9 protein-coding genes are annotated in these 14,992 nt (G+C 35.8%); all 9 read left to right on the top strand.

Features of this window, described 5'->3' with window-relative positions; translation table 11 throughout:
- Positions 1-53 precede the first annotated feature (53 nt).
- The 9 genes from BST91_RS04845 to BST91_RS13445 all read left to right on the top strand — a co-directional run bounded on the left by BST91_RS04845 (position 54) and on the right by BST91_RS13445 (position 14,962).
- The gene (locus tag BST91_RS04845; protein WP_085774667.1) at positions 54-3,614 is read left to right on the top strand and encodes a beta strand repeat-containing protein; all 3,561 of its coding nucleotides are present in this window, start codon (positions 54-56) and stop codon (positions 3,612-3,614) included.
- A gap of 42 nt (positions 3,615-3,656) precedes the next feature.
- Positions 3,657-4,340 (top strand): hypothetical protein, encoded by a 684-nt coding sequence (locus tag BST91_RS04840; protein WP_085774666.1) that lies wholly within the window; start codon positions 3,657-3,659, stop codon positions 4,338-4,340.
- A gap of 7 nt (positions 4,341-4,347) precedes the next feature.
- The gene (locus BST91_RS04835) at positions 4,348-4,986 is read left to right on the top strand and encodes a hypothetical protein (RefSeq protein ID WP_085774665.1); all 639 of its coding nucleotides are present in this window, start codon (positions 4,348-4,350) and stop codon (positions 4,984-4,986) included.
- Positions 4,987-4,989: 3 nt separating this feature from the next.
- Positions 4,990-6,129, top strand: a complete 1,140-nt coding sequence (locus tag BST91_RS04830; protein ID WP_085774664.1) for a gliding motility-associated C-terminal domain-containing protein — start codon at positions 4,990-4,992, stop codon at positions 6,127-6,129.
- A gap of 69 nt (positions 6,130-6,198) precedes the next feature.
- Complete coding sequence (locus tag BST91_RS04825) at positions 6,199-7,977, top strand: AMP-dependent synthetase/ligase (protein WP_085774663.1); 1,779 nt, start codon at positions 6,199-6,201, stop codon at positions 7,975-7,977.
- Positions 7,978-8,055: 78 nt separating this feature from the next.
- On the top strand, positions 8,056-8,709 hold the full coding sequence (locus BST91_RS04820; RefSeq protein ID WP_085774662.1) for a 3'-5' exonuclease: 654 nt from the start codon (positions 8,056-8,058) through the stop codon (positions 8,707-8,709).
- Positions 8,666-9,373 (top strand): GIY-YIG nuclease family protein, encoded by a 708-nt coding sequence (locus tag BST91_RS04815; RefSeq protein WP_085774661.1) that lies wholly within the window; start codon positions 8,666-8,668, stop codon positions 9,371-9,373. The genes BST91_RS04820 and BST91_RS04815 overlap by 44 nt, the downstream gene beginning before the upstream one ends.
- The gene (locus tag BST91_RS04810) at positions 9,370-10,080 is read left to right on the top strand and encodes an SAM-dependent methyltransferase (protein ID WP_060522536.1); all 711 of its coding nucleotides are present in this window, start codon (positions 9,370-9,372) and stop codon (positions 10,078-10,080) included. The genes BST91_RS04815 and BST91_RS04810 overlap by 4 nt, the downstream gene beginning before the upstream one ends.
- Before the next feature lie 136 nt (positions 10,081-10,216).
- Positions 10,217-14,962, top strand: a complete 4,746-nt coding sequence (locus tag BST91_RS13445) for a T9SS type B sorting domain-containing protein (protein ID WP_085774660.1) — start codon at positions 10,217-10,219, stop codon at positions 14,960-14,962.
- The last annotated feature ends 30 nt before the right edge of the window (positions 14,963-14,992 follow it).

Raw genomic sequence — 14,992 nt, 5'->3', positions numbered from 1 at the left:
CTAATGAAGATGGTACGGTACAAACTGTTGCTAAAGCTGATATTACCGATAACATGAATGGAACCTATACATTCACCAATAATGATGGTACCGATGTGACTATTGACACTAACGGTATCGTTATTACTAATGTGATCGCTGGTAATCGTATTGCTACTGTAACTGAAGCTGATGGTACTGCAGTAGATATTGATGAAACCATTACTACCATCACTGGTAATGCAGCAACAGGTAATACCATTGCTACTTATGAAAATGAAAATGGTGATACAGAAGATATTAATGAAACGGTTACAGCTTTAGGAATCAATGCTGGTGAACTTACTTATGCTAATGAAGACGCTACCAATGCTAATGTAAATCTGATTTCTGCTGATGCTGATAACAGCATCACTGCTGGTACTGATGGTGCCCTATTCGTAGATGTGTCTGCTGCACAAACAGTAACGAATCTTACTGACCTTAATGACGGATTTGTAACCTATACTAATGAAGATGGTACGGTACAAACTGTTGCTAAAGCTGATATCACTGATAACATGAATGGTACCTATACATTCACCAATAATGATGGTACCGATGTGACTATTGACACTAACGGTATCGTTATTACTAATGTGATCGCTGGTAATCGTATTGCTACTGTAACTGAAGCTGATGGTACTGCTGTAGATATTGATGAAACCATTACTACCATCACTGGTAATGCAGCAACGGGTAATACCATTGCGACTTATGAAAATGAAAATGGTGATACAGAAGATATTAATGAAACGGTTACAGCTTTAGGAATCAATGCTGGTGAACTTACTTATGCCAATGAAGACGCTACCAATGCTAATGTAAATCTGATTTCTGCTGATGCTGATAACAGCATCACTGCTGGAACTGATGGTGCCCTATTCGTAGATGTGTCTGCTGCACAAACAGTAACGAATCTTACTGACCTTGGAAATGGATTTGTAACCTATACTAATGAAGATGGTACGGTACAAACTGTTGCTAAAGCTGATATCACTGATAACATGAATGGTACCTATACATTCACCAATAATGATGGTACCGATGTGACTATTGACACTAACGGTATCGTTATTACTAATGTGATCGCTGGTAATCGTATTGCTACTGTAACTGAAGCTGATGGTACTGCTGTAGATATTGATGAAACCATTACTACCATCACTGGTAATGCAGCAACGGGTAATACCATTGCTACTTATGAAAATGAAAATGGTGATACAGAAGATATTAATGAAACGGTTACAGCTTTAGGAATCAATGCTGGTGAACTTATTTATGCCAATGAAGACGCTACCAATGCTAATGTAAATCTGATCTCTGCTGATGCTGATAACAGCATCACTGCTGGAACTGATGGTGCCCTATTCGTAGATGTGTCTGCTGCACAAACAGTAACGAATCTTACTGACCTTGGAAATGGATTTGTAACCTATACTAATGAAGATGGTACGGTACAAACTGTTGCTAAAGCTGATATCACTGATAACATGAATGGTACCTATACATTCACCAATAATGATGGTACCGATGTGACTATTGACACTAACGGTATCGTTATTACTAATGTGATCGCTGGTAATCGTATTGCTACTGTAACTGAAGCTGATGGTACTGCTGTAGATATTGATGAAACCATTACTACCATCACTGGTAATGCAGCAACGGGTAATACCATTGCGACTTATGAAAATGAAAATGGTGACACAGAAGATATTAATGAAACGGTTACAGCTTTAGGAATCAATGCTGGTGAACTTACTTATGCCAATGAAGACGCTACCAATGCTAATGTAAATCTGATCTCTGCTGATGCTGATAACAGCATCACTGCTGGTACTGATGGTGCCCTATTCGTAGATGTATCTGCTGCACAAACAGTAACGAATCTTACTGACCTTAATGATGGGTTTGTAACCTATACTAATGAAGATGGTACGGTACAAACTGTTGCTAAAGCTGATATCACTGATAACATGAATGGTACCTATACATTCACCAATAATGATGGTACCGATGTGACTATTGACACTAACGGTATCGTTATTACTAATGTGATCGCTGGTAATCGTATTGCTACTGTAACTGAAGCTGATGGTACTGCTGTAGATATTGATGAAACCATTACTACCATCACTGGTAATGCAGCAACGGGTAATACCATTGCTACTTATGAAAATGAAAATGGTGATACAGAAGATATTAATGAAACGGTTACAGCTTTAGGAATCAATGCTGGTGAACTTACTTATGCCAATGAAGACGCTACCAATGCTAATGTAAATCTGATTTCTACTGATGCTGATAACAGCATCACTGCTGGTACAGACGGTGCCCTATTCGTAGATGTATCTGCTGCACAAACAGTAACGAATCTTACCGATCTTGGAAACGGATTTGTAACCTATACTAATGAAGATGGTACGGTACAAACTGTTGCTAAAGCTGATATTACCGATAACATGAATGGTACCTATACATTCACCAATAATGATGGTACCGATGTGACTATTGACACTAACGGTATCGTTATTACTAATGTGATCGCTGGTAATCGTATTGCTACTGTAACTGAAGCTGATGGTACTGCTGTAGATATTGATGAAACCATTACTACCATCACTGGTAATGCAGCAACGGGTAATACCATTGCGACTTATGAAAATGAAAATGGTGATACAGAAGATATTAACGAAACGGTTACAGCTTTAGGAATCAATGCTGGTGAACTTACTTATGCTAATGAAGACGCTACGAATGCTAATGTAAATCTAATCTCTGCTGATGCTGATAACAGCATCACTGCTGGTACTGACGGTGCCCTATTCGTAGATGTGTCTGCTGCACAAACAGTAACGAATCTTACTGACCTTAATGACGGATTTGTTACTTATACTAATGAAGATGGTACGGTACAAACTGTTGCTAAAGCTGATATCACTGATAACATGAATGGAACCTATACATTCACCAATAATGATGGTACCGATGTGACTATTGACACTAACGGTATCGTTATTACTAATGTGATCGCTGGTAATCGTATTGCTACTGTAACTGAAGCTGATGGTACTGCAGTAGATATTGATGAAACCGTAACAACTTTTTCACAAAATGATACACCAACTTCTAGTGATCCAAATGCTACTGGAGAAATAACTTTTACCAACGAGGCTGGTACAACAACCACTGCACAGGTCGTAAGTGCCGATGCCAATAATAGTATACAAGTTGGATCAGATGGTGGAGCTTATTTTGTTGGTCCTACTATTGCTGCAGCTGGTAATGTGGCAGGAGATGGTTCTACCATCACAAGCTTTGGAACTTCGAGCATTACTAGACTTAATACTGGAGACTATCGTATTAATTTTACAACTCCTATAACAACTGGATATGTAATACAGTTAACCGTATTAGATTGTAATGGAAACTGTCCACCAGCTGGCGGTTCAAACTACGATGATCCTGGAATTTCGTACTACGGAAATGATGCTAATGGATTTAACGTGAATATAGGAGATAGCGATAATGGTGCTAGTCCTAAGGTTGACATTGATCTTGATTTCATGTTCACCATTATTAAACTACCTTAATTAATTTCAAATGAAAAACTTCTTTTTATCATAATACTTTTAATGTTGTTATTCTCATTTATTCAGCCTGCAATAAACCCAGACTCCTTAATGAGGATATCAAACTTAACAACCGCAGAAATCAACTCAATAGTAGGCGTTCAAGAAGGTAGTATTGTATATGATACAGACCGTAACAGAATGCTAGAATATACAAATACCGGTTGGAGTGAAATGCTTGTTGATTCTAATGTCTATTTAGGTAGCTTCACTATTAACTCGTCTGGATCAATTACAATATCAGATGTTCCCTTCCAACCTTCACAAGTAAGCTTTGTTGCTCATGCAAATGTTGAATCGAATAATATAGCGGCAGATAACGGTGTGGGAAATAATGCTCGTGGAATTTCAAATTCATATGGAACTTCAAACGGTTTTGCTAGAAATAACGGAGGAAGCATTGTTCAACAAAGTATTTACGTAGGTGGACATGGAAATTCAATCAATGACATTTCTAGATATTCAAGTAGCTCAAACTGTGTTGGCATAAGATACGGTGATCAAAATGGGTCTAATTTGGGTATAATTGAAGCGTCTTTAACCAATTTTACTACAAATGGTTTTACCGTAAATGCTACTTATACTAACGGTGATATAACGGTAAATAATACTAATCCAGTACTTAATGTTCAACCAGCAGATGTTAACAATGAAGCCGTAGTGGTTTTATTTACAGCCTACAAATAACTTGCTCATGAAATTATTCCTAAGTAGTTTAATATTTACCGTGTGGTTCGCTTTCTCACAAGCTCAAATAGATCCCAACTCTATAATGGGGATACCTACTTTGACCACAACCGAGATTAACAGCATTTCTAATCCTAATGAAGGATCTATTGTTTACAATACCACAGATGAATCTTTGTACCTGAGAAATTCTACTACATGGAAAAAACTAACGGTAGATGAAAGCAAGACTGTAATATTAAATCGTAATGGAGGCTCCTTACCTACTGCAATAAACACCTTTTATGATTTGCCATTGACTAATAGTCACGTTACAACGATAAATAACGATTATTATACAATATCTGGAACTTCTGAAATCACAATTCTTCAACAAGGAAATTATCTTATCTCTGGAGAATTATCAACTACCAATATGCCGGCAGGTGATAATAAATATATCCTAGCAGTTTTCATCAATGGATCAAGAAGAGGATATTTATCTAGAGGATTTGCAAGTGTCCCTAGTAGAGATTTCTGGGGCACCACAGGTACAATTATGTTTAGTCTAAATGCAAATGACGTCATCAACATTCGATATGTATTAAATGTAAATGGTGCTACACTAAACGCCAATTTTTCAAACATTGGTATTACTAAAATTTAGATTATGAAAAATTATCTATTCTTTACTTTGTTATTAGTTTACGCTTTCGCGAAAGCGCAAACTGCCATACATAATTATGGTAATTTAAAAATACATCCAACAGGACAGATAGGTTTTCATACAGATGTCATAAATGACGGAATATCGAATGACAATGATGGACTTGCCGGATTTTACAATTATAATCGCATGCTTACTTTCTCTGGTACCAACCAAATGAATTTTGAGAATGTGGAGTTAGAAGTAGATGATGATTTAAGTTTATTAACTTCCGTAGGAATTACGGGAGAATTAGACTTTATATCTGGTAGATTTATTACACCTAGAATTAATCCCAACATCAGACTCAAATTTTTAAATAATAACTTTTATTTTGATTCAAATGACAATAAACATGTTGATGGATTTAATGAATTTTCTGGTTCAATAGATTTCACTTTTCCAATTGGAGATGATTTTGAACTTAAACCACTAGGAATTTCTAATTATACAGAAAAACAATTTGTAGCAGCTTATTTTAAGGAGGATCCTAACGCTCCTACCACATTTGTGAGTGGCTTTGACACATCTGCCTTTGAGCCTAGCTTAGATATTGTTTCAACAACTGAGTTTTGGTATCTTGATAGTACAGGTACTGCAGATGTTACTTTACACTGGACATCGAGTAGTAATGTAAGTAGTTTAGTAAATAATTTGAGTCAACTTAGAATAGCTGCTTGGAATGCTACCACCAATAAATGGGACAATTTAGGAAATGACTCTATTACAGGAACGGTCAATGAAGGTACCATTACTACAAAAATTAATGCAACACAAGAGTATACTATTTATACGTTAGCTTCTATTCTTGAAAATGGCAATGATATTCTAGTTTATAATGGAATTACACCAGATGGTGATGGTATAAATGACACACTTATTATACGAGGATTAGAAGATATACCAGATAACGAACTTATCATTTACAATCGTTGGGGTGTGGCTGTATATCAAAAAGAAAATTACGACAATAGTTTTTCTGGAATTTCTGAAGGTCGAGTAACAACATCTCAGGACGAAAAACTACCAGAAGGTACTTATTTCTACGTACTTAAGATAGGGAATAAAGAAAATCTTGCTGGTTACATCTATATCAATAGATAATTTATTAGATCGGATTGTTAACTTTTTTATAATACTAGTATTATATTTAGCGTCCGAAAAAAATAATTCATGCAAATCAAACGATTATTTGACTTTCCATATTACCAATTAAAGAATTATCCTAGAGAAGATGCTCTAGTTACTAAACAGAATGGAATATGGGAAAAAACCTCTACACAAGAATATATTGATCAAGCCTGTGCCCTATCACGTGGATTAATGCGATTGGGACTTCAAAAGGACGATAAAGTTGGTATTATATCAACAAACAATAGAACGGAATGGAACATCACTGATATAGGAGTTATGCAAACAGGTGCCCAAGATGTACCTATTTATCCTACTATATCAGAAGAGGATTACGCATATGTTCTTAATCATAGTGAGGCAAAATTTGTTTTCGTATCTGATCAAGAGGTATATGATAAGGTTCAAGCAATAAGAAACAAGGTTCCATCATTGCAGGAAGTTTATTCTTATAATGATATCAAAGGCTGTAAAAGCTGGAGAGAAGTATTAGAATTAGGTAAAGACGACAGTAACCAAAAAGAATTAGAGGATCGCATGGCTGCCATCAAGGAAGATGACCTAGCAACTCTTATCTATACTTCTGGAACAACCGGTAGACCTAAAGGTGTAATGCTTTCTCACAAAAATATTAGTAGCAACGCTATCTTTTCTAGAGAACGACTACCTATCATTGAAGGAAAAGGTAAGGCATTAAGCTTTTTACCTGTCTGTCACATTTATGAACGCATGTTATTATACATGTATACCTATGTAGGTGGTGGTATTTATTTTGCGGAGTCTATTGAAGCTATATCGGACAATCTAAAAGAAGTGCAACCCGATGTAATGAGTGCGGTACCTCGATTACTCGAAAAAGTATACGATAAAATTATCGCCAAAGGAACAGATCTTACCGGCATTAAAAAGAAATTATTCTTCTGGGCTGTAGAACTTGGATTAAAGTGGGAACCATATGGACGGAATGGCTGGTGGTATGAACAAAAACTTAAACTAGCGCGTAAATTGATTTTCTCAAAATGGCAAGAAGCATTAGGAGGCAATCTACAAGCCATAGCTAGTGGTAGCGCTGCTCTTCAACCCAGACTTGCACGTGTGTTCAACGCAGCAGGCGTACCAGTAATGGAAGGATATGGTCTAACTGAAACTAGTCCAGTTATTGCTGTAAATGACATGCGTAATAACGGATTTAAAATAGGTACGGTAGGAAAACCATTAAAGGAAACCGATGTTAAAATCGCCGAAGATGGTGAAATAATAATTAATGGTCCACAACGTATGATGGGCTATTATAAGGATCCAGAAAAAACCGCTGAAGCTATTGATAAAGATGGTTACTTTCATACAGGAGACATAGGTGAAATTGACCAAGAAGGATTCTTAAGAATTACGGATAGAAAGAAAGAGATGTTTAAAACATCAGGTGGTAAGTATGTTGCTCCACAAGTAATTGAAAATGTTCTTAAACAAAGTCGTTTTGTAGAACAAATCATGGTAATTGGTGAAGGAGAAAAAATGCCAGCAGCCTTTATTCAACCTAATTTTGAATTTCTTGAAGAATGGGCAGAGCGTAAAGAACTTAAGTACAATTCTTACGAAGAATTATGTGCCCTAGATCGAGTAATTGACAGATATCAAAGAGAAGTTGATCATTATAACGAACAATTTGGAAAATGGGAACGCATAAAGCGATTTGAACTTACTCCAGAAGTTTGGTCTATCGATAATGAACAACTCACTCCTACCCTAAAATTGAAAAGAAGAAATATTAAAGCAAGGTATCAGGATCTATATGATAAGATTTACGGACCAAAAATTTAATATCCTTTGTATAACCTTTTTAAATGCCGTGTATAATCACGGCATTTTTTATGTAGTTTCACCAAATAAAATAATTAATTGTACGCAATACTAGATATAGAAACTACCGGTGGTAATTATGGTGATGAAGGAATCACCGAAATCGCTATATATAAATTTGATGGACATGAAATAGTGGATCAATTTGCTAGCCTGGTAAATCCGGAAAAACCCATTCAACCGTTTGTAGTTCAACTTACAGGTATAAACAATAAGATGTTAATCAAAGCTCCGAAATTTTTTGAGGTTGCAAAAAGAATTATTGAAATTACCGAAGGTTGTGTCATAGTTGCTCACAATGCTGAGTTTGATTACCGCATGTTAGTCCAGGAGTTCTCTAGCCTAGGTTATGATTATCAAAGAGAAAGCATTTGCACGGTTCAAGTAGCTCAAGAATTACTTCCTGATGAAGAAAGTTACAACCTAGGAAAACTTTGTAAATCATTGGGCATTCCAATTCCTTCGAGACATCGAGCTACAGGTGATGCGGCAGCAACAGTAAAGTTGTTTAAGATTCTTCTTGAAAAAGATACAGGAAAAAAAATTATAAACAGCTTTCAAAAACAATTAGCACAAAAGAGTGTAAAAAAAGGCCTTCAAGAATTTTTGGACTCAGTACCTGCGACTACAGGTGTCCTTTATCTTTTTAATGAAAAAATCAATCTCTTTATATTTCCAAAAGCAGAAATATGAAGAAAAACTTAGACAAGTTGTAACCGCACAAGCTAAGTGGGCAGAAAACTTAACTAGGAAAATTCATAGAGTATCCTATGAACAAACAGGAAGCCTTTTAATTGCAGAAATAAAAGAATACATAGAAATTAAGGCTCAAAGACCGAAATTTGTTCGTAAGCGAAAAGCTATACATTTAAAATCTGTACTTAATTATAAAGACAATCGTATTCAAATTAATAAAATAGCTCTTCCTTCTAGAGATGGTTTAATATTTTTTAGAAGCGATAAAAAGGCTATTAATTTTCTTAAGTGGTTATTTAGTAACTCTTGTCAATCTCCCGATGATTATATAGTCAATAACGAATTGTTACAACAATTGGCAGATATTGAACACTTAAAAAACGGTAAGAGTATAGATGAATTATTAGAAGAATTTAACTTCATGAATGGATCCTATATTCTTAAATTAAGAGGTCGCACAACAACAGAACACGCAGTACTTAAAATTTCCAACAATAAGGTTCAAGGTTATGCCTATATCGATCTTAAATATCAGGTAACCAATAGTGAAATTTTAAACAAGCTTTTAATTCCTTTAAATGATGATAAAGGAATTTTTCTTAACATGGTACATCAATATATCAAGACAAGAAAAAACATATATAAATACAAATTAGTATGATGGAAAAAGGTAGGTTGTTTCTCATCCCTGTAACACTAGGTGAAATTAATCCTCTCGAGGTATTACCTATATCTGTAAAAAAGGTAATTGAGGTAGTTGATCATTATATCGTAGAAAATGAAAAAAGTGCTAGACGCTTTATAAAAAGCATTCACCCAGGAAAATCACAACCTAGCCTGCAACTTTCAACACTTAATAAATTTACCGAACCTAGTGAATTACCTACTTTTCTTAAACCATGTCATGAAGGTACACATGTAGGTCTTATGAGCGAGGCTGGTGTTCCTGGTGTTGCAGATCCAGGTTCACAGGTTGTAGCAATGGCACATGAACAAGGAATAAGAGTTCAACCTCTAGTAGGACCTAGTTCCATCCTTATGGCAATGATGTCTAGTGGTATGAATGGACAAAGTTTTGCGTTTAATGGCTACCTCCCTATTGATAAGCATGATCGTCGAAAAAGAATTAAACAATTAGAGTCATTAAGTTTACGAGAAAATCAATCTCAAGCCTTAATTGAAACGCCTTATCGCAATAATAAGTTAATTGAAGAATTATTAACCACATTACATCCAGAAACGCGTTTGTGCATAGCATGCGATATCACTCTACCAACTGAATATATTAGAACCTTTTCAGTAAAAAAATGGAAGCAAAATATTCCAGATATTCATAAACGTCCAGCCCTATTTATTATACATGCATAACGTTTTTTATTCCGCTTTCGCGAAAGCATAAACATTTAATTAACAAATACTTATCATATATTTTAAGGTGGTCTTAACATAATATCATTGAAGTCATAAAAAAATCTTACTTTGCGTAGATTAATCAATGACGAAAATGAAAAAACTCTTACTCTTTCTAATTTTATTGACACCTCTGTCGATGTATTCTCAAGGAGAGGCATCGTGGTGGTTCTTTGGACAAAACGCAAGTTTAGATTTTAATAGTGGAGCACCTCTTCCTGGTCCAACTGGTTCCTTGAATACATTTGAAGGTTGTAGTACCATATCAGATGAATGTGGTACCTTATTAATGTATTCAGACGGAACAACAGTTTGGGATAGAAATGGTAATGCTATGCCTAATGGAACCGGACTATCCGGTAATTCCTCTAGTGCTCAGTCTGCCATTATCATTCCCGATTTAGGGTCCACAGTCAGGTATTTTGTAATTACTATTAGTTCTAGTGCAGGATTGCGATATAGTATCGTAGATATGTCCCTTAATAGTGGATTAGGAGATGTAGTAGCAGGAAGAAGAGATTTATTAATACAAGCAAGTACTCAGGAAAAAGTTACAGCAGCTTACAACGATTCTCAAACTTTTTATTGGATTCTTACTTTTGATGGAAATGGAACTTATAGTGCTTATCCTGCAGGTGGTGGAATTATACTTGCTGCCCAAGGTGTTGACTCACCATTACCAACAACTGCAATGAGTGATGCTCGTGGTTACATTAGATTATCACCTGATGCATCAAAAGTATCAAATACCTCTATAGGGAACGCTGGAACGGCTTATCTAGCTGACTTTGATAACGCTACTGGTGTTGTCTCTAATCCTATACCTCTTACTAACACTACTGGAACCACTTCAAGATATTATGGTACTGAGTTTTCTCCAAATTCTCAACTCGTATACTTAAATGGAAATACCCAAGATACTGGTAATGGATGTGGAACTGGGAACACCAGAGAAATTCTACAGTATGAAATTAATGGTGGAGCCATGTGGAATAGTAGACCTAATGTAATTCCTACAAATGCAACTAATAATTCTGGTCGTGGAGCTTTACAATTAGGTATTGACGGTATGATTTATCATGCACGTACTTGTCAACCATGGTTAGGTGTAATAAGAAGTCCTAATTTACTAGGTGGTGCTGCAGGCTATGTTGACGATGGTGTGGCTTTGGCTACGCCTATGCAGTCTAGAGAAGGATTACCACCATTTATCACTTCATTTTTTGAACCTTCATTCCTTGCACAAGATGCTAATAATGGCTCTGGAGGCGGTAATAATGGAAATCAAACCGACTATTGTGATGGTAGTACGATACAGTTTAACAGTTCTGCTAGTGGACTTTGTGCAACAGCAACCGTTCTTTGGGATTTTGGGGATGGAAATACAAGTACTCAATTAAACCCAACACATTTATATGCTGGACCTGGAGTCTACACTGTTTCTTTAACGGTAACCAGCGGCTTCTACTCTGCTACGGCTACTCAAGTTATAAATGTTTATGAAAATCCAATAATAAATCCAGTTCCAATACAACGATTGTGTGATTCTGATGGTAGTGGTGACGAACCATTAGACCTCGTAACCGTTATAGATCCTATTGTTTATGGTACTCAAAGTACCACCGATTTTACTATCTCATACTTTCTAACTCAAAATAATGCCGACAATAATGTAGGATCTATTAATAGTCCATACCTGTTTCCATTAGGTACAACTACCGTTTACGCAAGAATTTCTAATAACACAAATCCGCCTGCGTCGATTGACTGTTTTGTTACCGATACTTTCGACGTTATAGTATCACAGGCAGGTGGTATTACTTTGTCACCAGCGGTATTAAATTTGTGTGATGCAGATAATGATGGTTTTGAGACATTTGATCTTACAACTTCCGATTCTCAGGTATTTCCAGGTGGAAGTGCTGGTGGTGCTCAAGTAACGTACCACCCAACATCAAATGATGCTAATAATGGTACTAATGCGATAACCAATTTTAATAGCTATGTAAATGCTACACCAACCTCAGAAGTTGTTTATGTAAGAGCTGTTACTGATCCTGGAACTGCTTGTCAAGGTGTTGATACTATTGATATTACATTAAATGTATACGATTCAAAAGTAGCTAATCCTGTACCTGATCAAAGATTTTGTGATAATGGTAATGACGGTACAGAAGATATTCTTTTAACCGATTTTGACGCAACAGTTTTAGGCAGTCAAAATGCTTCAGATAGCGCTATAACCTATCACTTAAATCAATCTGATGCCGATACAAATAGTTCTCCTCAAACAAGTCCATTTGCTTTAACAGGAAATACTACTATATATGTTAGAATCGAAAACACCAATTTCACTGACTGTTACGATACAACATCTATAAACTTATTCTTAGATACTCAAGCAGTTGCTAATACAGTAACAGAATTCAGACTGTGTGATGACATTTCCAATAATGGTTCAGAAGTATTTGACTTAAATACAAAAATTTCGGAAGTATTAGGATCACAAACCGCTGCAGATTTCAATGTTGATTTTTTTGTTTCACAGGCGGACGCAGATTTAGGTTCAGCTGGTGGAGCAACGCCTGTTTCCTTAAATTATAGTAGTGCAGGGCAAACTATGTATGTAAGAATTGAAAATATTAACAATACAAATTGTTTTGACACTACTACTTTTGATTTAATTGTAGATGAACTTCCTTTAGCCAATACTCCTGCTACTTTAGACTTATGTGATGATACTAGTAATGACGGAGTTGAAAATGTGGATTTAAGTGTACAATTTGATAATGATGTATTGAACGGTCAAACTTCTACCAATTTTGTAGTTACTTATCATGCCAATCAAACTGATGCAGATAATGACTCAAACCCGTTGACAAGTCCATATCAAGTAAGTTTAGGAACAACAAATCTGGTTGTTCGTGTTGATAATTTAAATAATGAAAGTTGTGCTGCTACAGCACCTATTACTATTATTTTAAATGAACAAGCTATCGCAAATTCGGTAGCGGATTATAGATTGTGTGACGATGTTTCAAACGATGGTCAGGAAACTTTTGATTTAAGTACTCTAGATTCTCAAATTTTAGATACTCAAAACGCCGCAGATTTCACCATAGAGTATTTTGCTAATCAATCAGATGCTGATCTAGGAACTGTTGGCGGTGCAACAGCATTACCTACCATGTATACCTCTGGAACATCAACTATAATAGGAAGAATACAGACTAATTCTAACACGAGCTGTTATGATACAATAAGTATCAATTTATTTGTGGACACAACTCCGCAAGCAGGTGTTCAAGCTGATATAATCGTATGTGATGACCCTTCCAATGATGGTGTTGAAGATGTGGATCTTAGTCAATTTGATTCTACCATATTAAATGGTCAATCAGCATCAGACTTTGTAGTTTCCTATCACGCTTCTCAAGCAGACGCTGATAATGACACTAGTCCACTTTCAAGTCCTTATTCTGTAAGTGCTTCTACTCCTAGAATATTTGTTAGAATTGATAATGTAAATAATAATAGTTGTTATACTACAACCAGTTTTAATTTTGTTATTGCCCCTACTCCAACTGCAAATGCGGTGAACGATATGGTTCAATGTGATGATCCTACAAATGATGATACCGAATCTTTTGATTTATCAATGGCAGATAGTCAAGTCTTAGGTAATCAAAACCCATCAGATTTTACCATTACTTACCATCCTACACAAAATGATGCGGATAATAACAGTAATGCTTTGCCTGTGATTTATAATAATGTTACAAATCCAGAAACAGTATACGTTAGAATTGAAGCTGTAGCTAATCCAGTTTGTGCGGATTTCACGAGCTTTACATTGACAGTAAGCGAACAACCAACTGCTGGTTTTGCTCCTGATATAGTGGGTTGTGATGATCCTTCTAATGATGGTTTTGAAGATTTTGATTTCTCGCAACAAGATGGTGCAGTATTAAACGGTCAATCAGCTTCTGATTTTGAAATAACTTATCACTTAAATCAGGCTGATGCGGATTCAAATAGCAATGCTCTTCCCGTGCCATATACCAATACATCAAGAGCTCAAACAATTTATGCTAGAATTCAAAACAGAAATAACCCTGATTGTTACGATGTTTCCTTCTTTGAAATTGAAGTATTTGAAAGACCAGATATCAATAATCAAGGTCCAATAACCATTTGTGCAGGAATTGATGAAGTTCTAGATGCAGGTCCTGGTTATTCAAGTTATTTATGGTCAACTGGTGAAACTACACAAACAATAACAGTAAATTCACAAGATGACTATACAGTAACGGTAACAAATAGCAATGGTTGTGATACCACAGCAACCATTAGAGTAATTGAATCTGATATAGCAACTATAGAAAGAATTGCTGTCAACCAATTTGAAGTAAATACAAATACACTTGAAGCGATAGTTACTGGTCCAGGAGATTATGAATTTAGTTTGGATAACTTTGTATATCAAGATTCGCCACGATTTAATAATCTAGTTCCAGGATTTTATACCGTTTATGTAAAAGATAAAAATGGGTGTGGAACGGTTTCTCAAGATGCTGTTATTATAGGTGGACCACCTTATTTCACTCCTAATTCTGACGGATATCACGATACATGGCAAGTAACTGCTATTGAAACTGTGCCAGATGCAAACATTTATATCTTTGATAGGTATGGTAAGTTATTGAAACAAATAAGTCCTACAGGTGCTGGTTGGGATGGAACTTATAATGGTAACCCTATGCCTTCTAGTGATTATTGGTATATGGTAGAATTAAGTGACGGAAGAAGTTTTAGAGGACACTTTGCTCTAAAGAGATAACTTTATTAATTAATAAATTGTAAAAGCGCC

Origin of the sequence: Nonlabens tegetincola (assembly GCF_002117085.1) — a bacterium.
In the GTDB taxonomy this organism is placed as follows: domain Bacteria; phylum Bacteroidota; class Bacteroidia; order Flavobacteriales; family Flavobacteriaceae; genus Nonlabens; species Nonlabens tegetincola.
This window is presented reverse-complemented; position numbering and strand designations above follow the sequence as displayed.